This window comes from Yersinia sp. Marseille-Q3913 (assembly GCF_963892745.1).
GTDB lineage: Bacteria > Pseudomonadota > Gammaproteobacteria > Enterobacterales > Enterobacteriaceae > Yersinia > Yersinia bercovieri.
Window position 1 is genome coordinate 145,200 of the sequence record NZ_CAWQAF010000077.1, and the last position, 25,480, is coordinate 170,679.

Consider the following 25,480-nt stretch of genomic DNA (forward strand, 5'->3'; position numbering starts at 1 on the left):
TTCTTTAGGTATCTTAGCAGCAGGAGGCCGCGTGGCTCAGCAACTTGAGTTTTTCGACATTCCCAGTCCATGCCGTGGTATCTGCCAAACAGATGACCGTGGTTTTTGTCGTGGCTGTATGCGCAGCCGTGATGAGCGTTTTAACTGGATCAAAATGAGTGATCCGCAAAAACGGGATGTCCTGCGGCTGTGTCGCCAACGGCTACTGCGATTGCAACGCGCTAACAAGCAGCCGGATGAGCCGCTGCAAGATCAACCTTCTCTGTTCTAACGAGCCGTGCATTTTTAGCCTTTATGGCTATTTAGTCGCTCAGCCCCCAATTGACCCTTAATTCGTTGCTCAGGGAGGATTTAACCTTTCTGTCGGTTGTGTATGCTGAGGGCATACTAATAAATGAGGCAGCTAATAATGGATACACGTACTCAACTGGCACCCCTTGGGCCTGAATTTTCTCGCATGATTTGCGGTTACTGGCGATTGATGGAGTGGGAGATGACTCCCGCGCAGTTGTTGGGCTTTATCGAGCAACATATTGAATTGGGTATTACCACGACAGATCACGCAGATATTTACGGTGGTTATCAATGTGAGCAGGCATTCGGGCAAGCATTGCGCCTTAAACCGGCTTTGCGTCAGCAACTGGAACTGGTGAGCAAATGTGGCATTGCTACTACCGCGAAATCAGAGCATGCGCTGGGGCATTACATCACTGATCGCTCACACATTATCAAAAGCGCTGAGCAGTCACTGACGCATTTACATACTGATTACCTGGATCTGCTGCTGATCCACCGCCCAGATCCCCTGATGGATGCTGATGAAGTGGCTGAAGCTTTCACTCAGTTGCACCAAAGCGGCCAGGTGAAACATTTCGGCGTGTCGAACTTTACGCCCGCACAATTTAGTTTGCTGCAATCGCGGTTACCATTCTCGCTGGTGACTAATCAGGTTGAAATTTCACCGCTACATCAGCCCGCCATTGTGGATGGCACCCTTGATGCCTGCCAACAGCTGCGCATTAAGCCGATGGCCTGGTCTTGCCTGGGGGGCGGGCGTTTGTTTAGCGACCCAGAGTTCCAGGCGCTACGTGATGAGTTGCAGGCAGTGGCCGATGAAATCGGTGCTGAAAGTATTGAACAGGTGGTTTATGCTTGGATCCTGCGTTTGCCATCGGCCCCATTACCTATCATCGGTTCCGGTAAGATAGAGCGAGTTAAAGCAGCATGGGCTGCGCTCTCCCTGACGATGACTCGCCAGCAGTGGTTCCGCATTCGCCGTGCCGCCCTTGGTTATGATGTGCCTTAAGACTCTATGCGCCAGTGAGTTTCAAGCTGGCGCAGCTTGCTGCTCCTCGCCCGGCACCGACAATTGGAGCTGAGTCAGTGAGCAATATAGTCGCCAGACAAGCCCCGCCAATTCGCGGCCTGAGGCCTCAGGGTACTCGCCCAAAATATCACTCATGCGTTGCAACTCTTGTAACGTTGCCTGCAATGATGTTGGCTGAACACCTTTCTCCGTCATGCAGCCTTTCAGACAGTGAATACAGCGATCTCGCACCGCTGATAAGGGCGCGGAGGTAGTTTGCCAATCACGCAACTGCCAGACCACATGGCTGCAATTAAGCAGCACCATCCCCCAGCGGAGTAACCATAGCCGGGCAGCCTGATCTTTACTGAGATTGAGCTGATTAATGCGGTGATAGATCAGCGATTCAAATTGATGCTGGTTTTGTTGTGGATAGCTGCTGAGCTGATCGACAAAATCACGGCGCAACATGCGAATAATGCGGCGACTTTTGCGTTTATCTGAGCTGGGGCGCAGCACTTGAAACGCGACGCCCGCCAACATCACGCCAACTAATTTGCCAATGTTATCGTTAAGAAACTCTTGATAATCGTAGCTAGGGGGATTGGTCACACTCAAAAAAGAGCCCATAAATACAATCAACTGCCCCCACAGCGATGCATAATTTGGCTGTTGCAGCTTCATCATCTGCATGGTGATTAAAATGGGCAGTAGCAGCACAGCAAATTGCCAGAAATCATCAATTTGTACCATGACACCAAATTTCAAAATAAAGCAGCCAATAGAGAGTAAAACAATGGCTTTCAACAGGGTGGCAATGCTGTCGGTGGGCGACGGCGTGGCAGAGTAGAGCACGCAACTGACAGCGGCCAATGCCAGGGCGGCACTGCCGGAGCTCCACTGTGTATGTATCCAAAATGCACAACCGATGACGATACAAACAAAGGTGCGCAACCCATTATAGGCGGCTTCGTAGGTGTCGGTATGGCGCGCCAGAGAGTTTACCGGAGGTGGCGACGGCATCCCGATTTCAGGGGCTTTATCCAGTTGTGCCAACCATCGATTAACCTGCAAATATAACCAACAAAAATGGCGTAAACGCATCCAGAAGGCCCAATGGCGATAGTCGGCGTCAGCCCGTGGGGCGATTTGTTGCACTATTTTGGCTAACTGATATTTATCGCAATCAGGTTGCTGCAAGGCCGTCAGTAATTGCGACAGCACGGCTGACAGGTTTTCCGGCGGTGATGGCCAGTTAACCAGCATACGGCGCAAACTGGTAATCACGCTGGTGATGCGTAACTGGCGATGCAAAATAAAATTCAATACATTATTCTGCCGCCGCAAGCGGTAATGGCTCCAGAACGCCTGAATTCTCAGCAAATTCATGGTGAGGATCTGCCCAATCAGCCCCTCGTGTGAGGTGCGAAGGGCGGGATTATGTTCGGTTTGCCACAACAGCTCCGCATGTTCCAATAGGCGAGATTGCATACGGCGCAAGGAGGTCATCAGCGCTTCACCGTCTGAGGTGCAGGGCAGCAGCATCATCATCAGGCCGCCGCAGAGAATGCCGGTAATCACCTCACAGACGCGGGCTTGGGCGATATCAAAAATTTGTTGGGTATCAGTGGTATTTACCGTAGAGAAGGCGATGATGGCCGTGGTGTAACCCGCTAACGCAAAAGCATAAGAGACATTGTTTTGATAATGATTGGAAATAAAAGTACACAGGCCAATCCAGGCGGCGATGGCAAAGGTAAATAACCAGGGGTCGTTGAGGCAGTGACCGGCAATCATCAATGACGCGGCGGCCCCCAGTAAGCTGCCGATGACCCGACCAATGCTTTTGCTGATAACCCCGCCGACGGTCGGGAAACTGACGACGGCAGCGGAGGTCATGGCCCAGTAAGGCTCATCTAAATTCAGCGCAAAAGCTATCCACAACGATAGGCACATGGCGAGTGAGTTGCGCAGGGCATAACGCCACTGACCAGCATTGGCCTTGCCCCAAGGTGTCTGCTGCCACAGGGGAAAAGAGAGACGCATACCTATTGCACCAATGAGATAGTGCAAGTGGTGCCCGCAATCAGGGTCACATCAGGCGGGACATCCAGCAGTTTAATTCGCACCGGCACCCTTTGCGCCAGACGCACCCAAGGAACATTGGGTTTCACATCCACCAGCAGATCACCACCGGTATCGACACTTTGATCATAAATCGCCCGACCAATACTTTGTACCACTCCGCGTAAAGGAATGTTGCCATTATACAAAACGATCTTGGCCTCATTACCTTCTCTAATGTGTCTCAGCTTGGTTTCCTCGAAATAACCCATTACATAGAATGAATCGGTATCTATTAGCGCTACTAATGGAGTGCCAGTTGTCGCATAGTTACCTACCCGTGTTTGCAGATTGGTGATATAGCCATTGGCAGGGGCATAAATACGCGTTTTACTGAGATTCCATTTCGCTTGCTCGAGGTTTGCCACTGCGCCCTGATATGCGGCTTTCATACTATCAGCGGTTAAATTGGCAATATCGAGATCTTCACCGGAAATGATATTTTTAGGTAAGTTACGGCGGCGTTCAGCTTCATGATTCGCTTTGGCTAACTCAGTCTGGGCGCGGACGACAGCGGCTTGCGCATTATCCAGTGCTAACTGATAGGGTTGCGGATCAATGACAAATAATAGGCTACCAGAGCTTACCAATTGGTTATCATGAACTAGTATTTTAACCAGCCTGCCGGAAACTTCCGGGGTGATACTGACTAATTCTGCCCGGACTTTACCATCACGAGTCCAGGGTGATTGCATATAATAATTCCACATCCACCAACCAGCACAGAGTGCGAGGGCGAATACGATGACTGAGGATATATATTTAAGAGATTGATGATTCATGTCAATTTACCAACTGGCTAAGACCCATAAAGAAATGCTGACCGCAATGACAAAAATTGAGAGATCCATTAATATTGGATGCCAGATGTCACCAGAGTAGATCCAATTCCGTAGCATATGATGGATCAATAGCCATAACACCAAACCTAGCATGACTGCCTTAAACATTGGCGGGAAATAGATAGAAGCACCTAACACCAAGTCGGTAAGTGGTGCGTTAATGGGGAATATAGATACATACATAAGGTTAATCCTTAAGGGGTATTTTAGTAAAAAACATCATTTCTGCTAAACTATTTCCCGTATTTATTGCTATTTCCCTAGCATCGACGGTATATATACATTTGTGTTTTTAATGTTAATTACCCAAAATAGACTGGACTCTGGGAGTTATGCTAGCACGCTAAATAAAAGGAGGGGCAATTGGAATCGACATTAGGATCTGATTTAGCACGATTAGTTCGCGTCTGGCGCGCACTTATCGACCATCGGCTGAAGCCGTTGGAACTGACCCAAACACATTGGGTTACCTTGCATAATATTAATCGTTTACCACCTGAGCAGTCACAGATTCAATTGGCAAAGGCGATTGGTATCGAACAACCATCACTGGTTAGAACCTTAGATCAACTGGAGGAGAAAGGTTTAATCACACGGCATATCTGTGCAAATGATCGTCGTGCAAAGAGGATAAAACTGACGGAACAGTCTTCACCGATAATAGAGCAGGTTGATGGCGTCATATGTTCCACCCGCAAAGAGATTCTCGGTGGAATTTCAACAGATGAGATTGAATTGTTATCTGGTCTGATTGATAAGCTCGAGAGAAATATTATTCAATTACAAAGCAAGTAAATTATAAAGTTTTAGACTCTTATTCACAGCAGACAGAAAAGTATCACACTAAGAAGCAAGTCAGGGTTCGCAATGAACCCTGACTTTTGTCCGCTAGGTTAATACCCAATAGGCCATTAACGTGGGCTGACAGTCACCGTGCTGCCGCTGCTGGCGAGCATGACACGCTGACCGACGCTAAAGCGAGTAGGGCCTTGCTTCTGAACCACCAGGATGGTTGTACCATCGTCTTTACGTACTTCAAGTTGTACGCCATCGGTGCGGTTCATTGCCCCCTGAACACCTTGTCCCGCCATACCACCTGCAACAGCACCGGCTGCGGTTGCCAGACTACGACCTGTACCACCACCTACAGTATTGCCGAGGAAACCACCGAGAACGGCACCACCAATAGCGCCCACAATGTTGTTATCATCGCCACCTTGAATGGTGACAGGGCGAACAGAGAGCAAGGTGCCGTAAGTCACTGTTTGTACTTGCTTAGCCTGTGATGCGGTAAAAACATCACCAGAGAGTGTGTTGTTATTGGCGCAACCGGTCAAAGTCACCGCAACAATAGCAACGGCGATTAATGGCTTGATCATAAAAACTCCTATTAAAAATGCATAACCGCTATACGTTTTAGTATGGCGGGGATACCCAGAAATCCAGTCCATTGACGGCCCAGTCTTTGCGTAAAGTATGGCTTACTCAAATGTTTATTTCACTACTTACTTGTTTCCGACCACTTGCTGAATATTTAGGCTAGCTTCGATTGGTTCGCAGCTTAGCGCCTTATACATCAACCAATATTAAACGGTGGTTTAACTTTATTAAAGTATGAAATATCACTGCCATAAATGAAAGTGTTAGCAGTAGTGACTTTTATGTGACCTTTCTTGCAAATAAAAAGCATTCTTTAATAGATGCGCCTATGGCGGTATACACTTGAAAAAGTATATCTTTTCATGGTGTTAATTTTATTATTCTGATTCGGCTTAAGAAAAGTCTTATCGCTATTTTGTTCCTCAATGGGGAAATAAGGTCATTGCTATGAAATCAGGCCGTTTTATTGGGGTGATGTCCGGAACCAGTCTGGATGGGATTGATGTTGTGCTGGCAGCCATTGATGAGCGGATGGTGGCCCAACAGGCTAGCTATTGCCATCCAATGCCGCAACAGTTGAAAAAAGAGATACTCGGCATGTGTCAGGGTCAGTCAACCACCTTATCAGCCGTGGGTAAGCTTGATGCCCAATTGGGGATGCTATTCGCTGAGGCGGTGCTGGCTCTGATGAGCAAAGAGGGGTTGACGGCGCAGGACATCACCGCGATTGGCTGCCACGGACAAACCGTGTGGCATGAGCCGCTAGGCGAGCCTGCCTTTACCATGCAATTGGGCGACAACAACCGTATTGCGGCGCTAACCCAAATTGCCACCGTGGGGGATTTCCGCCGCCGAGATATGGCTTATGGTGGGCAGGGTGCGCCGTTGGTTCCCGCATTCCATCATGCACTATTAGCCCATGCCACCGAGCGGCGCATGGTGTTGAACATTGGTGGCATCGCTAATTTATCCATGTTGCTGCCCGATTTGCCGGTGCGGGGCTTTGATACCGGGCCTGGCAACATGCTGATGGATAGCTGGATTTGGCGCAACCGATCCTTACCTTATGACAAAGATGCCACCTGGGCCTTGTCGGGGCAGGTGAATCAACCGCTGCTTGAGCTAATGTACAGCGACCCCTATTTTGCTAAGCCCGCGCCAAAAAGCACCGGGCGTGAATACTTCAATGCCGGATGGTTAGACCGACAGTTAGCGAAAGTGGCGGGAGTCAAACCTGAAGATGTGCAAACTACGTTGGCCGAGTTAACGGCAGTCTCCATTGCTGAACAAGTTCAATTGGCGGGCGGCTGTGAGCGGCTGCTGGTCTGTGGTGGCGGGGCGCGCAATCCACTGGTGATGTCGCGCATGTCCGCTTTACTACCAGGCACTGAAGTGTGTGTCACTGATGACTTTGGTGTTAGTGGTGACGATATGGAAGCGCTGGCATTTGCCTGGCTGGCATTCCGGACACTATCCGGTAAATCAGGCAATTTACCCTCCGTCACTGGGGCCAGTTGCGAGACCATTTTAGGAGCAGTCTATCCTGTATCATCACGATGAGGGTGCTAAGCTTCCATTGAACATGGCAGCTTAGCCAATCAACGAGGGTGACATCATGAAATATTTATTGGCTGTGGCTTCGACAACCGCTGCATTGATGCTGGCGGGATGTAGCCTGTTGCAACCGAAAAATGAAACTTTGCACTACCAGTGTAGGACGACCCAACTGACGGTCAAACAAGACAACCAACACGATAAAGTCAATCTGATTTTAGATGGAGAACAACTCTCCTTGGGGCAAGTGCGCGCCGCTTCCGGCACTAAGTACAGTGATGGCCGCTATACCTTCTGGTCAAAAAGCAATAGTGCATTTATTGAGCGCGATGACAAAATCATTATCGATGACTGTATGTTGATAAAATAACTGTTTTGATAAAATCACTGCTTTGATCAAGTCATCAGGCGGTTACTGGCTCAGGGTGATTGTGATTATGGTGCCACAAGGGCAGAATAATCATCACTGCTTTCCTGCGCGATACAGAGCTTATATGACTGACAATTTTGATGTTGCAGATTTACGTCGTGAATATATTCGCGGCGGACTGCGCCGCAGTGATTTAACTGAACAACCGCTGGACCTGTTTGAGCGCTGGCTCAAGCAGGCGTGTGAGGCTCGACTGCCTGATCCGACTGCCATGTGTGTGGCAACGGTGGATGCCAATGGTCAACCCTATCAGCGCATTGTGTTGTTGAAGCACTATGATGAGCAGGGCATGGTGTTCTACACCAATTTAGGTAGCCGCAAAGCGCAGCAATTGGCTGAAAACCCACATATTAGTTTGCTATTCCCCTGGCATATGCTGGACAGACAGGTCATTTTTCTGGGTAAAGCCGAGCGCCTTTCCACCCTTGAAGTGCTCAAATATTTTAATTCCCGCCCGAAAGATAGCCAGATCGGCGCGTGGGTCTCTCAGCAATCCTCTCGCATCTCTGCCCGTGGTGTACTGGAAAGTAAGTTTTTGGAATTAAAACAGAAATTCCAGCAAGGTGATGTGCCATTACCCAGTTTCTGGGGTGGATTCCGCGTTAAATTCGACTCTGTTGAGTTTTGGCAAGGCGGCGAACATCGTCTGCATGACCGTTTTATCTATCAACGGGAAGCTGATAGCTGGAAAATTGACCGTTTAGCCCCTTGAGCACGATGAAATAATTGTGGTTAAGCCTAGCGCTCGTGCGGCGGGCGCTTTATTCTATACCCTTCGTACTCGAAGTCGCAGGGGTGTTCGCTGCTCTCACTCACCCGAATCACTTACTTGAGTAAGCTTATCGGGATGAGTTCGCTTGCTGCCTACCTGCAACGCCAGGTTCTTTGGGTATAAATCATCTTTACATCGTAAAAGACATTTTTTGTAAAAGACAATTTTTTGTAAAAGACAATGGAGTCATTGATGACCAGCAGCAACCTGATTAAGCAATTGCAAGAGCGGGGCCTCGTTGCCCAGGTGACGGATGAAGAGGCGTTAGCAGAGAGACTGGCGCAAGGGCCAATTTCACTGTATTGCGGTTTCGATCCTACCGCGGACAGCTTGCATTTGGGTCATCTGGTTCCGTTGTTATGCTTGAAGCGATTCCAGTTGGCAGGTCACCGCCCAGTGGCATTGGTAGGTGGCGCCACCGGCATGATTGGTGACCCGAGTTTCAAAGCCAGTGAACGTAAACTCAACACCGAAGATACCGTTAACGAGTGGGTTGAGAAGATCCGCCGTCAGGTGTCGCCATTCCTCGATTTTGATTGTGGTGAAAACAGTGCCATTGCCGCCAACAACTACGACTGGTTTGGCGGCATGAATGTGCTGACTTTCCTGCGGGATATCGGCAAGCACTTCTCCGTTAATCAGATGATCAATAAAGAAGCGGTTAAGCAGCGCCTGAATCGCGATGATAGCGGCATTTCGTTTACTGAATTCTCCTATAACTTGTTGCAGGCTTATGATTTCGCTTGCCTAAACAAAGCCCACGGCGTGGCATTACAAATCGGTGGTTCTGATCAGTGGGGTAACATTACCTCGGGTATCGATTTAACCCGTCGCCTCCATCAGCAGCAGGTTTACGGTCTGACCGTGCCATTGATCACTAAAGCTGATGGCACCAAGTTCGGTAAAACCGAAGGCGGCGCAGTGTGGCTTGATCCAAAGAAAACCAGCCCTTACAAATTCTACCAGTTCTGGATCAATACCGCCGATGCTGACGTTTACCGCTTCCTGAAGTTCTTCACTTTCATGAGCTTAGAAGAGATAAATGCGCTGGAAGAGGAGGACAAAAATAGCGGCAAAGCCCCGCGCGCCCAGTACGTGCTGGCAGAAAATGTCACCGCTATGGTGCATGGCGCTGAAGGTTTGGCGGCGGCAAAACGTATTACTGACAGCTTGTTCTCCGGTGATTTGAATGAGATGACGCAAGCGGACTTTGCCCAGTTAGCACAAGATGGGATGCCAACTATTGAGTTGACCCGCGATGCTGATTTGCAGCAGGCGCTGGTGAATGCTGAATTGGTTCCCTCTCGCGGTCAGGCGCGCACCATGATTAACTCTAACGCGGTGGCGATTAATGGTGAGAAACAGGCCGATCCGGAGTACCTCTTTACGGATGCTGACCGCCTGTTTGGGCGCTACACCTTACTGCGTCGTGGCAAAAAACATTATTGCCTGATTAGCTGGTTATAAGGGTGAAATAGAGTAAGGGGCAGAGATGTCCCTTATTTTTTTGCTTATATTTTAGTCGCTAACGTTTTCGTCGCTCACTTTTAGGCCGTACCAATGAAAAATATACTTTCGATTCAGTCACATGTTGTTTTTGGCCATGCTGGCAATAGTGCCGCTGAATTTCCGATGCGCCGAATGGGGGTTAATGTTTGGCCGCTAAATACTGTCCAGTTCTCAAATCATACGCAATATGGTCACTGGACCGGTTGTGTTATGCCGGCCAGTCACCTGACAGAAATAGTTCAGGGTATTGCCGATATCGACCGGCTAAAAGATTGCGATGCGGTATTGAGTGGTTATATCGGCTCACCGGAGCAGGGTGGCCATATTCTGGCGGCGGTCGCGCGGGTAAAACAGGCCAATCCTGCGGCCTGGTATTTTTGTGATCCGGTGATGGGGCATCCTGAAAAGGGCTGTATCGTGGCACCTGGTGTGGCCGAATTCTTCTGTAAAGCGGCGCTACCTGCCAGTGACATTATTGCGCCTAATTTGCTTGAGCTGGAGCAACTCAGCGGTGTGCGGGTTGAGAGTGTCGATCAAGCCGTCAATGTGGCCCGCGACCTTTGCGCCAAAGGGCCAAAAGTGGTGTTGGTGAAGCACTTGAGCCGTGCGGGTTATCATGCTGACTGCTTTGAGATGCTATTAGTGACGGCTGAAGAAGCATGGCACATTAGCCGCCCGCTGGTGGACTTCGGCACGCGCCAACCGGTCGGCGTGGGTGATTTAACCAGTGGTCTGTTGCTGGTCAATCTGCTAAAAGGCGAAGCGCTGGATAAAGCATTGGAACACGTGACTGCGGCGGTTTATGAAGTGATGCTGAAAACCCAGGCGATGGGCGAGTACGAACTTCAAGTGGTTGCGGCGCAAGATCAGATTGTTAATCCTACCTGCCAGTTTAGCGCGGTTAGAGTCGGCCAATAATTCGCTATAATCAGCTTATCCGCGATAAAAAATGCCCCTGACAGCAGGGGCATTCTAATCAACTCATCAGTTAATTTATTATTTCTTGATATCTTCAGCTGCCAGCGCGGCTTTTACTGCTGGGCGCTCTGCAACACGAGCCATATAGGCATCTAAATGACTACGTTGCTTAATCTCAATATTCAGCGCGTTAGCCCAACGGGTAACGGTAAATAGATAGGCGTCGGCGACACTGAATTTTTTCCCTAGCAGATAATCATGATGCGCTAACACACTATCGACATAGCTGAATTGTTTATCCAGCCGCTCGCGGGCGATCACTTTATACTCTGGTGGTGTTTTCGGGTTAAACAGTGGACTGAAACCTTTATGTAATTCAGTCGCCACGAAGTTTAACCACTCAATAGCATGATAGCGGGAGAGGGTGCCGGCAGGAGAGATAAGCTGGCGATCAGGCACTTTATCTGCCAGATATTGCACGATAGCAACCCCTTCGGTGAGCAAGCTACCATCATCCAATATTAGCGCCGGGACTTGTCCTTTTGGATTGATGCTTAAATAGTCTTGACCCGTTTCAGTGATTTTGGCTGCCAGATCGACACTCTCAATACTGAAGTCTAACCCCGCTTCACGTAATACAATATGTGGAGACAAAGAGCAGGCACCGGGTTTATAGAACAATTTCATCACAAACTCCTTAATAGAGCACTAAAAGAAACGAGCTTCCTTATCCTAAGGCAGGCGAGAGAAAAATGCAGCTAGCGGCGTAAGATAATTGTGAGGGAAATAGATAACTGTCTGAGAAATAAGTGGTATGCAATAAGTGGATCCTTGCCCTACAGCGGTGAATACTTGCCGCTGTAGGTGATCCCTGCCAGTGATTATCCGGCAGTGGAAGTTAATTACCGTGGTGGACGAGTGCTGATCGATGCGGACCAGCTAAAAGTGGTGGTACTTGGTGCGGTTTTTTTGGTTTTTCTTTCTACGCGAGTTAACTTGGCGATTTGTTCTCGGGCGTTCATGATTTTTTCTATTGCTTCGTCTTTTATCTTATTCTGTTCTGAATTGGTTAATGCTCTTCCTATATTTATTCTGGCTCTGTCGAGTTGCGTTTTGACATCACGTTGCTCAATTTCAGTCATCTCTTTTAATGTCAGCTTTTTCATTTTTTTCGCCTTATTTGCATCAGTCCTACTCAGTGTACAACCTTATTCTGCGTGGGGATGTAAGAGATTGCGATCTGGGCGACATTAATCACGATAAAAGCCTGTTAGAAGCTGTAAACCTCGAGAATCATGACAAACCGGGCGAATAAATGCAGCCTATCTCCGCTCTGGTGCACCGTCTCGGCAAAAATACCGAGAGCGGTGGCAATAGCACCGGTTTTTTATTACAACAATCGCGAGCCGTATCCCCACAGCAGCACTGTCAGACCCAGCAATAACTCTAAGACCAGCACACCGATGGCGAATGTGGAGCCAGAAAAGATAAACCCTTCCCGGCGATCGATATTCAGGAAGGTCGGTATCCCCAGATACATCAGATAGCCGGCATAGCAAAGGGCGACAATCCCAACGAATAAGCATAACCAGATAATAGGGTAGAGGGCGACAACCCCAGCTAAAAACATCGGCGTGGCAGTATAACCGGCGAACAGGGTGCAACTTTGCCAGCTCGGGCGGCTTGCATAGCGGCGGGCCATCCAGTAAATGACACGGCCCATCAAGGCGACGGCGGCCAGAATTAACCCATAGAAAATAACGGCGGAATAGATGGCAGTAAAGGGCGTCAGTTTTATCACCTGACCATCACCAAAGCTCCAGCCCACCTGGGTGGTGCCGATAAATGCGCAAACCACCGGAATGGCGGCCATCAGCAGTACGTGGTGTGCATAAAGGTGCCGGACACTTTCACCCTCACGTTTGATTTGCTGCAATTCCTGACTGGGGTGGATCAGAAGCCCCCAAACATGGTTGATCATATATCAGCTCCTTGCCCGCTAATAATAGATTCATTTCATTCTCATCTATCATTAGGATGCAGTTAACGCTATGCGGCCTAAGATTAGTATAGTCTGTTTTTTGAGCGCCAATAGTGTGACGGCGGTGACATTGATCAGGAGGCTAGTGTCTATCGCTTCAACAAATGGTTAAATAAGTGAGTAAATTAATAAATAAGATCAGGAGCAGGCTATGGGTACTCAAGGAAATGATAGTCGGATCGACAACATAGAGTTTGCGGTGAGTGATATTGCTAAATCGAAGGATTTTTATGGCAAGGTTTTCAATTGGCGTTTTACCGATTACGGGCCGGGATATTGTGAGTTTACTGATGGTCGGTTGACGGGAGGTTTCACCACCTTAAGTGTAGTTCAGCCCAATGGTGGGCCGCTGGTGATCCTGTATGCAGATAATCTTGAACAGACACAAAAACGTCTGGAGGAGGCTGGGGCGACTATCACAGTGCCGACCTTTGCTTTCCCAGGGGGCCGCCGCTTTCATTTTACTGATCCGGATGGTTATCAGTTGGCGGTATGGTCAGCTAATTGAGCTTGAGTGAGTGACGCAAAACGCGCCCGAAAGCGCGCATTGCGTTAGCCCGTCAGCTATGCTGCTGGTGCCGCTTTTTTACTGTCTGTTGGTGCTAAAGTCATACGATACAGTTTTGGTGCCGTCAGCATCATCAAAATCGCGATGATAGCCGTGACGATACCAATCTGCATAAACACATGGCTATAGATTGCCAGTGATGCATGGGCGTCATTGATTTCAGCGGGTACTGCGGTCAATGCTGCCACTTTACCCGCGATCAGCGCCGCCGCAGCCGTGGTCAGGAACCATGAACCCATGATGAAGCCCATCAAACGCTGAGGCACTAACTGCGCAACCATCGCCAGACCTAAACCGGAAATCATCAGCTCACCGACGCTTTGCAGTGCGTAGCTCAGAATCAACCAATTGACTGACATAATACCGTGTTCATTCGCCATGCTCGCACCCCATGGCAGTACCAGGAACGCGGCAGAGCAGAGCACCATTCCGAAGGCAAACTTATGTGGCATCGGCAAGCGGTCGCCCATCTTGTTATAGATTGCCGCCAAAATTGGGCTGGCAACCATGATCCAGAATGGGTTCAGTGCCTGATATTGCTCCGGCTCGAAAGCAATACCGAAGATGGAGTGCTCAACGTTATGGATAGCAAAGAAGTTCAGTGATGTTGGCATCTGGCTGTAGAGCACGAAGAACACCACGGCTTCCAGCATCAACAGAAACGCCACAATCATTCTACGACGAGCAGTGCCGTGCAGTGAGAATGTCTCTTTGGCAAAGATACAAACAATCCCTACAGAGATCAGTGCTAATGCCCAGCGTGCGATAATTTGGTTATGCAGCAACCAGTTAGAAAGGGTGATCAGTGCGATAATACCCACTAATACCAGCAGCAACTTTTTAAACTGCAACGGTGCGAAGTCAGGTTTAGAACCCTGATTTTTGACCCACTTACGGCAGAACCAAAAGTTAACCAAGGTGATCAACATACCCACAACGCTCAGTGAAAACGCCACACTCCAACCATATCTAGCAGCTAACCATGGGGTTGCCAACATAGAGAAGAACGAACCGATATTGATGGACATATAGTACATGGTAAATGCACCGTCCAAACGTGGGTCGTCTTTGTTATAGCAGGTTGAGAGCAGAGAGGAGGGGTTAGCTTTGAACAAACCATTACCGACCGCAATGGTCGCCATGCCCAGATAAACCCAGAAAATATCATGGCCGGAGTAGGCAATCATGGCATAACCCACAGCCAGAATCAGTGCGCCGAGCACAATGACCCGTTTTGCCCCGAGCACTTTATCACCTAACCAGCCGCCAATGGCCACGAAGCCATAGACCAGCGCACTGAAGGAGGAGAATAAGGTGATGGAGTCGGCTTCGCTCATCCCGAGCATTTTTACCAGATAGACGGCCATGATCCCTTGCAGGCCGTAATAACCAAAGCGCTCCCAAAGCTCAATGGAGAAAATCAGGTAAAACGCTTTCGGCTGTTTGAAAGCATTCATGCTGATTTTTTCAGGCTGTTCGCTACTTGGTGGTTGTTGACTGTTGTTTGCTGTTGACACTGGGACCTCTGTTTTTTTACTCCCCGCCATAAATGACAGAAGAGACAAAAGTGAATGCGTGAACCGGCATCCTTTTGCGTTGTTATAAGATGTTTAGCGGCGGTTAATGTTCACTATCTTTGTCAACGAGACAAGGGTTTTGTCATATTCTGTTACATATATCTCCCGCAGTGCAATATCGCCATGTTACAAATGTTATGCAGTATTAACGTTTATGTTTTGGTGATTTGGCGAATTTTTGTTTTGATTAAAAGCTGAGCTGAATTTATTTAGTGATATATTCTGCTATAAACATTATTTATGGTGAGAATGGTTATCGTAATGTTAATGACCAAATCAATATTGTGCATATGGGTAATTATCTGAAATTATCCAAATAGCGCTTAAATGTTAATCAGCCAAACACCTTGGCTATTAGATCAACTGAGAAGGGATCAGCGCGTGGTGTAAGTTTTTTTGCCTGAAAAAGGAGGCGATGGCATAACAGGGGCTGATTGATAGTCGATAGAGCAGAGATGCGGGATATCAATACCTGCTCAGATACAGATATCCCGAAATAGTATGCCAACAGATGATTTACCCGCTTATTGGACCTCCAGGGCGACCCATTGGCTGTGGCCCTTAAACTGTCTGCCCCAATGCTTGCCGCAAACGGTTGGTCCAGCCAACTGAGGAGGTGGTGATGATAATGCCTAGTAATTGGTGATAATTGACACCCAGAGCGAGTAGCGGGCTAATAGATTGATGGCTAAAACGTTCCGGTGCCCGGGTTAATTCGGCAGAGAGAGAGATAAGCGGGCGGGTCATCTGGTCATCTGGCTCAATTGCCAGCGCGCTCTCCACCCCAGTGATTAACGCGCTGGTTATCGATGAGCCACTGACCGATGAATAGACTGTTAACTGCTGCTTATGGCGAGCCTGGCAGTAGATGCTGCCATTGATGCGCGCTGAAACCAGCGCCACTAACGCGAGCCAATCCGCCGGTACATGTTGAGGCGCTTCCTGCTGAGTGATAGCTCTGTAGGCGGGCAAGCTTTGCGAGTCGCGTTCCAGCAGATCATGTAAGCTGAGCTGCGTTTCATCTGACGATGATTCAGTGGCGATGTCATCATTTGCCGTCAACGACGGCAGCCAGCCTTGCCATTGCGGCACTGTTGCCGGGATCAAATCTGCGCTGGCATCTTCCATCCGTGGGAAGCCGGGAAGCATGACGGTGGGATAACCGGCTAATGCAGAAAGTCCGGCCACCACTCGGGCTTGATAGCCAACAAAACCAATAATCTGCGACAAAACAATGATATCAGCTGCGGTTAACCCCACCTCAGACAACTGCTGTAGCGCATGTTGGTCGATCAACGTCGGCTGACTGGCAAGCTGGCGAGCATATTGGGTTATCTGGGTGAGCCGCATATTGCTTTCCCGCGAGGCATCCGGGCTGGAGAGTGGGGTAAGCCGCGCGGCATAGTGGCTGCAGAGTCGCTGAACCCCCGTCACCTGTGCGACGGTCAATGCGCTACTTAAGCGGTCATACAGTGAAAAGCGATTTTCGCGGTTTAGTTCGACAATTGGCGGGAAGAGCAGCTGATAAAGGGCATCTGAAGCAGATAAAACTCCGGCATGGTGCTGTAAGCTCTCCGCGAGTGCGGCGGGGAGCCTGTCGTCTAACCCTAGCAGAAAAATATCTTGTTCAGCCTGGTGTTCGCCGTTGTGCGAGTGGCTGACACCTGCTCTTGTGACGCTGTCACTTTCATCACTCACTTGCGCCACAACCATATCCAGACTGCCGCTACGTTGAGTTTCGTGATACCAATGGGCATTATCCTGTTGGCGGTTTTGCACCATAATGACCTCCGTTAGGGGCAGCAACGCGCCAGCGTTAAGGATGAATGGGGGTTAAGCAGTGCCAGATGAGGTATCGGGAGCAAACGAATGGCAGCAAGGGCGGTAGCGGATCGGCAGCAGAGCAAAGGGGTCGGTATCAACATCGGCAATATATCCTGTTGTTTTATGGCATGAGCACAGTGGATATCATTGCTGATTGAGTTGGCGAGATAAAATAATGTTAAGCCATAATCCATAACTAAAAGTAATAACATATTATTATATATAACAAAAATGTTGTTACGTTAGTCAATAACTGGCTAAAGAGATGAGGCAGCTAACAATAGCAGGCGGCTGGATTGCCTATATCCAGCCCTCCTAGGGGTATTAAAACTGGGGGGTATTAAAACTGGTAATATCAAAAATGACCAGCATCCCGCCGCCAGGCATCAGCGGTTAATGCCTCACCAAAATGGCTGGAAATCAGGCGTTTAGTCAGGTCATGCAGCGGGGACGCCAGCACTTCAGCCGTACTACCGCGCTCCACCACTTCGCCCTCATGCATCACAATCACCTGATCACTGATATGTTTCATCATGCCTAAGTGCTGGGTGACATAGATATAAGCTATGCCGTGTTTGTCCTGAAGTTCCAGCATCAGATTAATAATCTGTGAGCGCATGGACATATCCAGCGCTGCCAGCGCCTCATCGGCAACAATCACTTTCGGTTGCAGAATAAGTGCGCGCGCCAGGGCGATACGCTGCTTCTGACCCGAGGCCAGCATATGAGGATAATAGTTCGCGTGATCAGGCAGTAATCCTACTTGCCGCAGAGTCTGATAGATGCGCTGCTCGCGGGCGGCGGCATCCAAATCGGTGTTCAGTTTCAGCGGGGCATCCAGCAGTTGCCCGACCCGTTGACGTGGGTTCAGTGAGGTGCTCGGATCCTGGAAAATCATGCGGATACGTTGACTGCGGTATCCATAGTCACCATAGACCAAACGGTGGTCGTCAATCAGCAGCTCACCTTCTGTGGGCTCAATCATGCCCGATAGCATTTTCGCTAAGGTGGATTTACCCGAGCCATTTTCACCAATGACCGCCAGTGTCTGGCCTTCACGCAAGGTAAAGCTGACTGATTTCACCGCCTCGACATGCTGACGGCGAAATAGCCCGGTACGATAGCGGAAGGTTTTGCTCAGGTTGCGGACTTCGAGCAGGGTCTCGGCCATTATTGCTCCTCCAGATTTAAGGGGAAGTGGCAGGCAAAGGCGTGGTTTTTGACCAATCGCAAGCGCGGGGTTTCAATGCAGGTTTTCTGTGCATAAGGGCAGCGCGGCCCGAGGCGGCAGCCAATGGGCAAATGTTCCAGCGACGGAATGGCTCCCGGTAACGTATTCAGGCGGCTTTTATGTGGCAGCGAACGACCAAAGTCGGGCATCGAGCGAATGAGCGCCTGAGTATAAGGGTGGTGGGGGGTCGCCAGCAGATCCTCACAAACGGCACTTTCGACGGTTTGGCCGCAATAGAGCACGTTAACCCGATTGGCCCACTTACTCATCATCTGTAAATCATGGCTGATCAGCAAAATGGTGGTGTTGTTATTCTGGTTCAACCGCGCCAGCAGGCGGAAAATCTGCGCCTGAGTGGTGGGCTCCATCGCATTGGTCGGCTCATCGGCAATCAGCAGCCGTGGCTGATTTGCCAGAGCGATGGCAATCATCACCTTCTGGCATTCGCCCTCTGTCAGCTCATAGGGGTAGCTGCGCATAATGTCTTTGTGGTCTTTGATCCCCACGCGGTGCAGTAGCTCTATCGCCCGCCGTTTGCGCCAATGAAAACGCTGCCACCAACGGCCTTTGTAAGTCCAGCCGGGAATGGCCTGGATCAGCTGTTGGCCAATGCTTTCTGAGGGGTCGAGGCAAGATTGCGGCTCCTGGAAAATCATCGAAATATTATGGCCGATCACCTTACGTCGCTGACGTGGCGTCAGTTGCAGCAGATCGATATCATCGAAGCGAAAACGGTCAGCGGTGATCCGCCAGTTATCTTTACTGACGCCGCAGATAGCCTTGGCAATCAAACTCTTGCCCGAGCCAGACTCCCCGACCAGACCCCGCACTTCACCTTCGGTCAGGGTAATACTGATGCGGTCAACCGCTTTCACCATCCCCTCGGAGGTCATAAACTCGATGGTGAGGTTACGAATATCAAGTAACGGCATTACTCCACCCCTGCATTAATTGCACGACGCATACCATCACCTAATAGATTCACCAGCAGCACGCTAATTAGAATGGCCGCACCCGGTAGCATCACGGTCCAGGGGGCGACATAGACCAGATCCAGTGAGTCCCCCAGCATAGCCCCCCACTCTGGCGAGGGCAGTTGCGCCCCCAAATCCAGAAAACCTAATGCCGCAATATCCAAAATGGCCATCGACAGCGCGCGGGTAAACTCAGTGACTAACACCGCCGCAATATTGGGGAAGATGGCATAAGCCAGAATATGGGGGGTGGACGCGCCATCCAGACGGGCGGCAATCACATACTCTTTATCCAACTCATCATGCACGGCGCTATAAATGGTGCGAACCATGCGGGGCAACAGGGCCAGCCAGACCGCGAACATCGCATGTTCTAAACTGGGGCCAACAAAAGCAACCACAATAATCGCCAACAGCAGTGACGGAATAGAGAGCAAGGTATCCAGCACATGATTAAGAATGGCTGACCGAAAACCATGGGTGATACCTGCAAAGACACCGAGAACCACACCACACAGTGCTGCCGCGAGTGTCACCAGCAACGCGGAGCCATAGGTGGAGGCGGCACCGGCCAATAAGCGGCTTAAAATATCGCGCCCCAGATCGTCGGTGCCGAGGAAGAATGAAACGTTGCCGTAGCGTGACCAGGAGGGCGGGAGCAGTTGGTAGCCGAGAAACTGTTGGTCAAGGGCATAGGGGGCTAACGTGCTGCCCAGCAGGCAGAGCAGCAGCAAGGCAAGCACGCCGTAGAAACCGACCATTGCCAAGGCATCCCCATAGAAAAGCCGCCAGGTATACAGCAACGGGCTGGGCATTTTCTTTTCGCGGTAGACATTATCGAAGGGCATACCACTCCTTATGCTTTAACGGCGTCATCATCGCGCCGACAATATCGGACAGCACGTTAATGACGATCACCAGCGAACCGACAACCATTACGCCTGCGGATATCGCGGCGTAATCTTGCTGACGAATGGCGTTAATCAACCAACGGCCCAACCCCGGCCAGTTAAACACCACTTCGGTGATCATCGCCAGCGTCAGCATGGTTGAGAACTGCAATCCCAGTTTTGGAATGATCGGCGGCAAGGCATTATGCAGCACGTGGCGGCGGATAATGGTGAAGCGGGATAAACCACGAGTCGCCGCCGCCTTAATGTAGTTTTGCCCAATCACATCATCAGTACTGGTGCGCATCAGGCGAATAACCTCGGTGGTCGGGGCAACAGCCAGCGCGGTGATGGGCAAGATCATATGCTGAATTGCACTGAGCATCATCTCTTCACGATATGGCGAGGGCGAGAGCCAGGCATCGACCAAAGCCAGCCCGGTGACCGGTTTCACCTGATACAACAGATCATAACGGCCGGAAACCGGCAACCAGCCTAAATGCAGCGAAAAGAACAGCATGAGTAGCAGCGCCAGCCAGAACACCGGGATTGAAAACCCCACCAGGGCGACGGAGCTGATGGCGATATCGGCCCATTTACCGCGCATCACGCCAGCAATAATCCCCAGCGGAATACCGATAAACAGCGCCAGTGAAAAGGCCAGAACACATAGCTCCATGGTGGCGGGGAAGGCTTCGCGTAATTGCTCGCTAATCGGTTGACCGTTAATGCTGGAGACGCCGAAATCCCACTGCATCAGGCTGCTGAAATAGAAACGATAGGCATCCAGTAATGCCACACCATTTAATGGCGCATGAGGGGTGAAATAGCTCAGGCTAAAACTGACCAGTGATAACATAAACAGGGTGATCACTAGCAGTAATAGTCGCCGTAAGGTGAAGATAATCATGGTTTTTTGCCCTCTTCGCTCTCACGGAATACGCCAGCAAAAGATGAATTACCAAACGGGCTTAATACCAAACCTTTGATATCATGACGGTAAGCCTGTAGCCGTAGTGACGAAGCTAACGGCAGCAGCGGCAGTTGCTGCTCCAGAATACGCTGAGCTTGCTGATAATATTCAATACGCGACGACAGTTGCTGAGAGCGTAATGCTTTTTGCAGTAATTCATCAAACTGTGGGTCACACCAGTGAGCATAGTTTGTTTGCGAACGAATTGCTGCGCAGCTTAAGAGTGGGCGGAAGAAACTGTCCGGGTCGTTACTGTCGGTTGACCAGCCGGAGAGGGTCAGGTCGTGGTTCATCTCCATTAGGCGGGCTTCCTGGAAGCGGCCTTCAACCGGCACGATATTGACGGTGATGCCCACTTGCGCCAGATCCGCCTGAATCAGCTCTGCGGTCTTCAACGGGCTGGGGTTATAAGATTGCGATGCCGTCGGCACCCACAAATTGAGCTGCAATTTAGTCAGTCCTAACTCTTTTAGGATCGCTTTGGCTTTTTCCGGATTATATTCGGTCACCTGCGCCTGATTGTCATAAGCCCATGATGCACGAGGCAAAATAGAGGCGGCAGTTTCTGCGGTGCCGTAATAAATTGATTGCATCAATCGTTGGTTATTAATCGATAAAGCAATCGCCTGCCGCACCCGCTGATCATTGAGCGGTGGTTTACGGGTATTGAACGCTAAATAGGCCACGTTCATCCCTGGGCGAAGCGTCAGGCGCAGGCGAGGGTCATCGCGCAGAATGGACAATTGGCTGGCGGCGGGATAGGCCAACACATCACACTCGCCGGTCAGCAACTTGGATAAGCGGCCAGTGCCACCGGCCCCCAGATCGATAACTACCTGCGGCATACGCGGTAAGCCTTTCCAGTAGTCACTGTTACGGAACAGGCGGATATATTGCCCAGACCGATATTCGTTTAACAAAAAGGGGCCAGTTCCCACAGGTTCGCGGTCGATCTGCTCCTGGCGGCCTTTTTTGGTCAGTACATCGGCATACTCGGCAGAGAGCACCGGTGCATAGTGGGTCGCCAAATGCCAGAGGAATGAGGCATCCGGGGCTTTTAGCTTAAATTCAACGGTGTAGTCATCCAGCTTTTTGACACTCTGCACCGCGTCAGCAAATTGCAGGCTATCGAAATAGGGATATTCGCCGCCATTAACGCCATGGTAGGGGTGCTGGGAGTCAAATACTCGCTGGAAACTGAATATCACGTCATCGGCGTTCATCATCCGAGTGGGGGTAAACCAATCAGTGGTCTGGAACGGCACGTCTTTACGTAAATGAAAGCGGTAAGTTGCGCCGTTATCCAGCACTTGCCAGCTTTCGGCTAACTCAGGGATCAGCCGATAGGTGTAGGGGTCGACATCCAACAGGCGGTCATAGAGTTGTGCCGCCAGTGTATCGATGGTTAATCCACTACTGGCCATCTGCGGGTTAAAGGTATTTAGTATCCCGCTGACGCAATAGACGAATCCACGCTGGCGGATATCTGGCAGCGGTTGATAAGCTAGGGCAGCCGGAGCAGACTGCGCCAGCGCTGGGGTCGCAAGGCAGGCCAGCGACAACATCCAAATGAGTAAAGCACGCATAAACGCTTCGCAGTAAGTAAGCAATACACTCAGTGTACCGTAATCTGGCACCGCCCCCAATCCATTGAGCAAAACAACTGCGCCGTCTGCTGGTTGTTGCAGCAATTGATGATAATTCCATCATAATCAGTGTGGTAATGAGAAAAATTCTCAATAAACTATTTACAACCGCTATTGATAACCATTATCATTCGTTTGCTCTTCGGGATAAAGCCAATAGTTTTAGGCTTTTGACAGGAAAGCACGACATTGCTCACATTGCTTCCAGTGTTTTTAGGCCGGCTCGGGTGCTGGCCTTTTTTTTTTTACCCTTCGTCCCTGGCGCTGCAGCGGTGTTAGCGGCACTCACTCACCCGAATCACTCCCCAACTCACTCTCCAGTTAAGATCGCGTGTTTTTTCAACATGCCGCGCAACTGATGATAAGTTAGCCCCAGTAAACTCGCCGCTTTGCGCTGATTAAATCGCGCCTGCTCTAATGCGTGTTTTAACATCTGCTGCTCACGGTTATGCAGCCACTGCTTAAGGTTGATGGGGAGTGCTGGGAGGGGGCTTGAGGTTTCGCTATCAGGAGCCACGGCAATACCACTATCAGCACTCTGCCGGGCGGCGAAGGGGTTGATAATAATATTATCCAGCGGCTGGATGCTATCTCCATGGCGATACACCGAACGCTCCACCACATTCTTCAGTTCACGCACATTGCCCGGCCAGTGATAGGCCAGCAATTGCGCTTGCGCCAACGGCGTAAAACCGGGGAAAAGCGGTAAACCCAGCTCTCGGCACATCTGGATAGCAAAATGCTCAGCCAATAGCATAATATCTTGCTGGCGCTCACGTAACGGCGGCAGTTGCACCACATCAAAAGCCAGACGATCCAGCAGGTCGGCGCGGAATTTACCGGCCGCGGCTAACGCGGGTAAATTGTCATTGGTGGCACACACCAGCCGCACATCCACCTGCAACGGCTGGCTCCCGCCAACCCGCTCCAGATGCCCATACTCAATCACCCGCAATAATTTTTCCTGCACCAGCATCGGTGCGGTTGCCAGCTCATCCAAAAACAGTGTCCCGCCGTCGGCCCGCTCAAAACGGCCCAGATGGCGTTTTTGTGCGCCGGTAAAGGCACCGGCCTCATGGCCAAATAGTTCCGAATCAAGTAGATTTTCATTCAGCGCCGCGCAGTTCAGGGAGATGAACGGCCCTTGCCAGCGCTCAGATAGATAGTGGAGGCGATGGGCAATCAGCTCTTTGCCGGTTCCGCGCTCGCCAATCACCAATACGGGCTTATTCAGTTTTGCCAGCCCAGAAACTTGCTCCAGCACTTCAACAAAAGAGTTGGCTTCGCCCAACAGGTTATCTAATTGCTCACTCATGATGAAATTCGCCAATAGTTGGTTAATATAATCACTCTACATTTTATGTCAAAATAGGCAAAAATTTTTTTTTGTTATTTTTCAGGTGATTAACTTTTACGAAAAGTTGGCACGACTCTTGATATTGTCTAGGTGAATGAATATTTCTCTGAGGGTGACGTTGAGCACCATTTAGTCAGAGAGCCAATAAGTCAAAGAGGAGTTCTATTATGGGTATTTTTTCGCGCTTTGCCGATATCGTGAACGCAAACATCAATACATTGCTGGATAAAGCGGAAGATCCGCAAAAATTAGTCCGCCTGATGATTCAGGAGATGGAAGATACACTGGTTGAAATTCGCTCAACATCTGCCCGTGCATTAGCTGAGAAAAAGCAGTTGCTGCGCCGTATTGACCACAGCGAAAGCCAGCAGCAGGAGTGGCAGGACAAAGCTGAGCTGGCGCTGCGCAAAGATAAGGAAGATTTGGCCCGCGCGGCACTGATTGAAAAGCAAAAAGTCGCGGCGCTGATTGACACCCTGACACGCGAAGTGGCAACCGTGGACGAAACACTGAGCCGCATGAAGCATGAAATCACTGAGCTGGAAAGTAAGCTGACCGAAACCCGCGCCAGACAGCAAGCGCTGACTCTGCGCCATCAGGCGGCTGCATCATCCCGTGATGTGCGTCGTCAACTGGATAGCGGGAAACTGGATGAGGCGATGGCGCGTTTTGAGCAGTTTGAACGCCGCATTGATCACATGGAAGCGGAGGCTGAAACAGTGGGCGTTGGCAAACAAAAGTCGTTAGATCAGCAATTTGCTGAACTGAAAGTTGATGATGAAATCAATAACCAGTTGGCCGCATTGAAAGCGAAAATGAATTCAGCCGAGTAATTTGTCGTGCGACTCTACTACGCTAAACGGGCCATCAGAACTCAGATGGCCTGTCATAATGAAAATGCGGGTATCCGCGCAGATGATTAAGGGGAACCAATGAGTATCCTGTTTCTTGCCATACCGCTGACCATCTTTGTGCTATTTGTGGCACCTATCTGGTTATGGCTGCATTACAGCAATCGCCAGCAAAGTGGCGCTCAACTCAGCCAGCAGGATATGCAGCGCCTGTCACAGTTGACCGACGATGCTCGCCGGATGCGTGAACGGATCCAGACACTGGAAGAGATCCTTGATGCACAACATCCGAACTGGAGGCAGTCATAATGGGCGACACTTTTAAAAACAGTGGGTTACGCAGCAAAAAACTCTATCGGGTGCCCGAGGAGGGCATGATCAAAGGCGTGTGTGCCGGATTGGCGCACTATTTTGATATTCCGGTGCGATTGATTCGGGTGATGGTGGTGTTATCGCTGTTTTTTGGCCTGTTTGTTTTCACTATCGCGGCCTATATCGTGCTGACATTTATGCTGGAACCGGCGCCTGCCGCCAGTTTTAGTGAAGGTAGTGCCGCGACACCCCGGCAACTACTGGATCAGCTCGAGTATGAGTTGAGTGCAGGAGAGCAGCGTTTACGCCAGGTGGAGCGCTATGTGACCTCCGAAACCTTCGTGGTGGAGAGCCGTTTTCGCCAGTTGTAAGATTGGCCTGTTGTGCCATATCCATCCCTG

At 50.1% G+C, this 25,480-nt stretch carries 27 protein-coding genes; 12 read left to right on the forward strand and 15 right to left on the reverse strand.

The features are described 5' to 3' along the window. The first annotated feature begins 31 nt into the window (after nucleotides 1-31). Together AACW11_RS18885 and AACW11_RS18890 are read left to right on the forward strand one after the other, a co-directional pair. Nucleotides 32-271, forward strand: a complete 240-nt coding sequence (locus AACW11_RS18885) for a DUF1289 domain-containing protein (protein ID WP_019209901.1) — start codon at nucleotides 32-34, stop codon at nucleotides 269-271. A 138-nt stretch (nucleotides 272-409) separates the two neighbouring features. Further along, complete coding sequence (locus AACW11_RS18890; protein ID WP_212585157.1) at nucleotides 410-1,306, forward strand: aldo/keto reductase; 897 nt, start codon at nucleotides 410-412, stop codon at nucleotides 1,304-1,306. A gap of 21 nt (nucleotides 1,307-1,327) precedes the next feature. On the opposite strand, the gene AACW11_RS18895 is transcribed toward AACW11_RS18890, so the two are convergent. From AACW11_RS18895 to AACW11_RS18905, 3 genes are read right to left on the reverse strand one after another with little or no spacing between them, the layout of a single operon-like run. Continuing rightward, a complete protein-coding gene (locus AACW11_RS18895) occupies nucleotides 1,328-3,352 on the reverse strand; it encodes an FUSC family protein (RefSeq protein WP_212585158.1) in 2,025 nt (674 codons plus the stop codon). A 2-nt stretch (nucleotides 3,353-3,354) separates the two neighbouring features. Continuing rightward, a complete protein-coding gene (locus AACW11_RS18900) occupies nucleotides 3,355-4,212 on the reverse strand; it encodes an efflux RND transporter periplasmic adaptor subunit (protein WP_212585159.1) in 858 nt (285 codons plus the stop codon). A gap of 6 nt (nucleotides 4,213-4,218) precedes the next feature. Beyond that, entirely contained in the window at nucleotides 4,219-4,455 is a 237-nt protein-coding gene (locus AACW11_RS18905) for a DUF1656 domain-containing protein (RefSeq protein WP_212585160.1), read from the reverse strand. A 180-nt stretch (nucleotides 4,456-4,635) separates the two neighbouring features. Between AACW11_RS18905 and rovA the strand changes: the two genes are divergently transcribed. Then, nucleotides 4,636-5,067, forward strand: coding sequence for a virulence master transcriptional regulator RovA (rovA, locus tag AACW11_RS18910; protein ID WP_005270385.1), 432 nt, complete (start codon nucleotides 4,636-4,638; stop codon nucleotides 5,065-5,067). A gap of 116 nt (nucleotides 5,068-5,183) precedes the next feature. Here the strand turns inward: rovA and AACW11_RS18915 are convergent, their stop codons facing one another. Further along, a complete protein-coding gene (locus tag AACW11_RS18915; RefSeq protein WP_212585161.1) occupies nucleotides 5,184-5,651 on the reverse strand; it encodes an outer membrane lipoprotein in 468 nt (155 codons plus the stop codon). 448 nt (nucleotides 5,652-6,099) lie between these two features. Here AACW11_RS18915 and anmK point away from each other — a divergent pair, with 448 nt between their 5' ends. The 5 genes from anmK (at nucleotide 6,100) to pdxY (ending at nucleotide 10,835) form a co-directional block, all read left to right on the forward strand. Beyond that, the gene (anmK, locus tag AACW11_RS18920; RefSeq protein ID WP_212585162.1) at nucleotides 6,100-7,212 is read left to right on the forward strand and encodes an anhydro-N-acetylmuramic acid kinase; all 1,113 of its coding nucleotides are present in this window, start codon (nucleotides 6,100-6,102) and stop codon (nucleotides 7,210-7,212) included. Nucleotides 7,213-7,267: 55 nt separating this feature from the next. Next, nucleotides 7,268-7,576, forward strand: a complete 309-nt coding sequence (locus AACW11_RS18925; RefSeq protein ID WP_212585163.1) for an MliC family protein — start codon at nucleotides 7,268-7,270, stop codon at nucleotides 7,574-7,576. Nucleotides 7,577-7,700: 124 nt separating this feature from the next. Further along, nucleotides 7,701-8,348, forward strand: a complete 648-nt coding sequence (gene pdxH / locus AACW11_RS18930; RefSeq protein ID WP_212585164.1) for a pyridoxamine 5'-phosphate oxidase — start codon at nucleotides 7,701-7,703, stop codon at nucleotides 8,346-8,348. 252 nt (nucleotides 8,349-8,600) lie between these two features. Beyond that, nucleotides 8,601-9,875 (forward strand): tyrosine--tRNA ligase, encoded by a 1,275-nt coding sequence (gene tyrS, locus AACW11_RS18935; protein WP_032896208.1) that lies wholly within the window; start codon nucleotides 8,601-8,603, stop codon nucleotides 9,873-9,875. Nucleotides 9,876-9,968: 93 nt separating this feature from the next. Then, on the forward strand, nucleotides 9,969-10,835 hold the full coding sequence (pdxY, locus tag AACW11_RS18940; RefSeq protein WP_212585165.1) for a pyridoxal kinase PdxY: 867 nt from the start codon (nucleotides 9,969-9,971) through the stop codon (nucleotides 10,833-10,835). A gap of 78 nt (nucleotides 10,836-10,913) precedes the next feature. On the opposite strand, the gene gstA is transcribed toward pdxY, so the two are convergent. The 3 genes from gstA to AACW11_RS18955 form a co-directional block, all read right to left on the reverse strand. Continuing rightward, complete coding sequence (gene gstA / locus AACW11_RS18945) at nucleotides 10,914-11,522, reverse strand: glutathione transferase GstA (RefSeq protein WP_212585166.1); 609 nt, start codon at nucleotides 11,520-11,522, stop codon at nucleotides 10,914-10,916. A gap of 215 nt (nucleotides 11,523-11,737) precedes the next feature. Next, nucleotides 11,738-12,001 (reverse strand): DUF3811 domain-containing protein, encoded by a 264-nt coding sequence (locus tag AACW11_RS18950; protein WP_212585167.1) that lies wholly within the window; start codon nucleotides 11,999-12,001, stop codon nucleotides 11,738-11,740. Nucleotides 12,002-12,225: 224 nt separating this feature from the next. Continuing rightward, nucleotides 12,226-12,816: a Yip1 family protein gene (locus tag AACW11_RS18955; protein ID WP_212585168.1), complete on the reverse strand. Its 591-nt coding sequence runs from the start codon at nucleotides 12,814-12,816 to the stop codon at nucleotides 12,226-12,228. A gap of 211 nt (nucleotides 12,817-13,027) precedes the next feature. Here AACW11_RS18955 and AACW11_RS18960 point away from each other — a divergent pair, with 211 nt between their 5' ends. Continuing rightward, nucleotides 13,028-13,384, forward strand: coding sequence for a VOC family protein (locus tag AACW11_RS18960; protein ID WP_212585169.1), 357 nt, complete (start codon nucleotides 13,028-13,030; stop codon nucleotides 13,382-13,384). A 56-nt stretch (nucleotides 13,385-13,440) separates the two neighbouring features. On the opposite strand, the gene dtpA is transcribed toward AACW11_RS18960, so the two are convergent. The 8 genes from dtpA to pspF all read right to left on the reverse strand — a co-directional run bounded on the left by dtpA (nucleotide 13,441) and on the right by pspF (nucleotide 23,874). Beyond that, nucleotides 13,441-14,961, reverse strand: a complete 1,521-nt coding sequence (gene dtpA, locus AACW11_RS18965) for a dipeptide/tripeptide permease DtpA (protein WP_212585170.1) — start codon at nucleotides 14,959-14,961, stop codon at nucleotides 13,441-13,443. A gap of 621 nt (nucleotides 14,962-15,582) precedes the next feature. Further along, the gene (locus tag AACW11_RS18970; RefSeq protein ID WP_212585171.1) at nucleotides 15,583-16,803 is read right to left on the reverse strand and encodes a carboxymuconolactone decarboxylase family protein; all 1,221 of its coding nucleotides are present in this window, start codon (nucleotides 16,801-16,803) and stop codon (nucleotides 15,583-15,585) included. Between the two features lie 397 nt (nucleotides 16,804-17,200). Beyond that, on the reverse strand, nucleotides 17,201-18,016 hold the full coding sequence (gene sapF / locus AACW11_RS18975) for a putrescine export ABC transporter ATP-binding protein SapF (protein ID WP_212585172.1): 816 nt from the start codon (nucleotides 18,014-18,016) through the stop codon (nucleotides 17,201-17,203). Then, complete coding sequence (sapD, locus tag AACW11_RS18980; RefSeq protein WP_005270417.1) at nucleotides 18,016-19,008, reverse strand: putrescine export ABC transporter ATP-binding protein SapD; 993 nt, start codon at nucleotides 19,006-19,008, stop codon at nucleotides 18,016-18,018. The genes sapF and sapD overlap by 1 nt, the downstream gene beginning before the upstream one ends. Next, the gene (gene sapC, locus AACW11_RS18985) at nucleotides 19,008-19,898 is read right to left on the reverse strand and encodes a putrescine export ABC transporter permease SapC (protein ID WP_049646063.1); all 891 of its coding nucleotides are present in this window, start codon (nucleotides 19,896-19,898) and stop codon (nucleotides 19,008-19,010) included. The genes sapD and sapC overlap by 1 nt, the downstream gene beginning before the upstream one ends. After that, on the reverse strand, nucleotides 19,885-20,850 hold the full coding sequence (sapB, locus tag AACW11_RS18990) for a putrescine export ABC transporter permease SapB (RefSeq protein WP_212585173.1): 966 nt from the start codon (nucleotides 20,848-20,850) through the stop codon (nucleotides 19,885-19,887). Before sapB ends, sapC begins: the two co-directional genes overlap by 14 nt. Then, nucleotides 20,847-22,499 carry an ABC transporter substrate-binding protein SapA gene (gene sapA, locus AACW11_RS18995; RefSeq protein ID WP_212585198.1) on the reverse strand — a complete coding sequence of 551 codons (1,653 nt, stop codon included), beginning with the start codon at nucleotides 22,497-22,499 and terminating at the stop codon, nucleotides 20,847-20,849. The genes sapB and sapA overlap by 4 nt, the downstream gene beginning before the upstream one ends. A gap of 370 nt (nucleotides 22,500-22,869) precedes the next feature. After that, on the reverse strand, nucleotides 22,870-23,874 hold the full coding sequence (gene pspF / locus AACW11_RS19000) for a phage shock protein operon transcriptional activator (protein WP_212585174.1): 1,005 nt from the start codon (nucleotides 23,872-23,874) through the stop codon (nucleotides 22,870-22,872). Nucleotides 23,875-24,083: 209 nt separating this feature from the next. Between pspF and pspA the strand changes: the two genes are divergently transcribed. From pspA to pspC, 3 genes are all read left to right on the forward strand, one after another. Further along, on the forward strand, nucleotides 24,084-24,749 hold the full coding sequence (gene pspA / locus AACW11_RS19005; protein ID WP_145520759.1) for a phage shock protein PspA: 666 nt from the start codon (nucleotides 24,084-24,086) through the stop codon (nucleotides 24,747-24,749). Between the two features lie 99 nt (nucleotides 24,750-24,848). Further along, on the forward strand, nucleotides 24,849-25,076 hold the full coding sequence (gene pspB, locus AACW11_RS19010) for an envelope stress response membrane protein PspB (RefSeq protein WP_032896218.1): 228 nt from the start codon (nucleotides 24,849-24,851) through the stop codon (nucleotides 25,074-25,076). Next, complete coding sequence (gene pspC / locus AACW11_RS19015; RefSeq protein WP_212585175.1) at nucleotides 25,076-25,450, forward strand: envelope stress response membrane protein PspC; 375 nt, start codon at nucleotides 25,076-25,078, stop codon at nucleotides 25,448-25,450. The genes pspB and pspC overlap by 1 nt, the downstream gene beginning before the upstream one ends. Nucleotides 25,451-25,480: the final 30 nt, after the last annotated feature.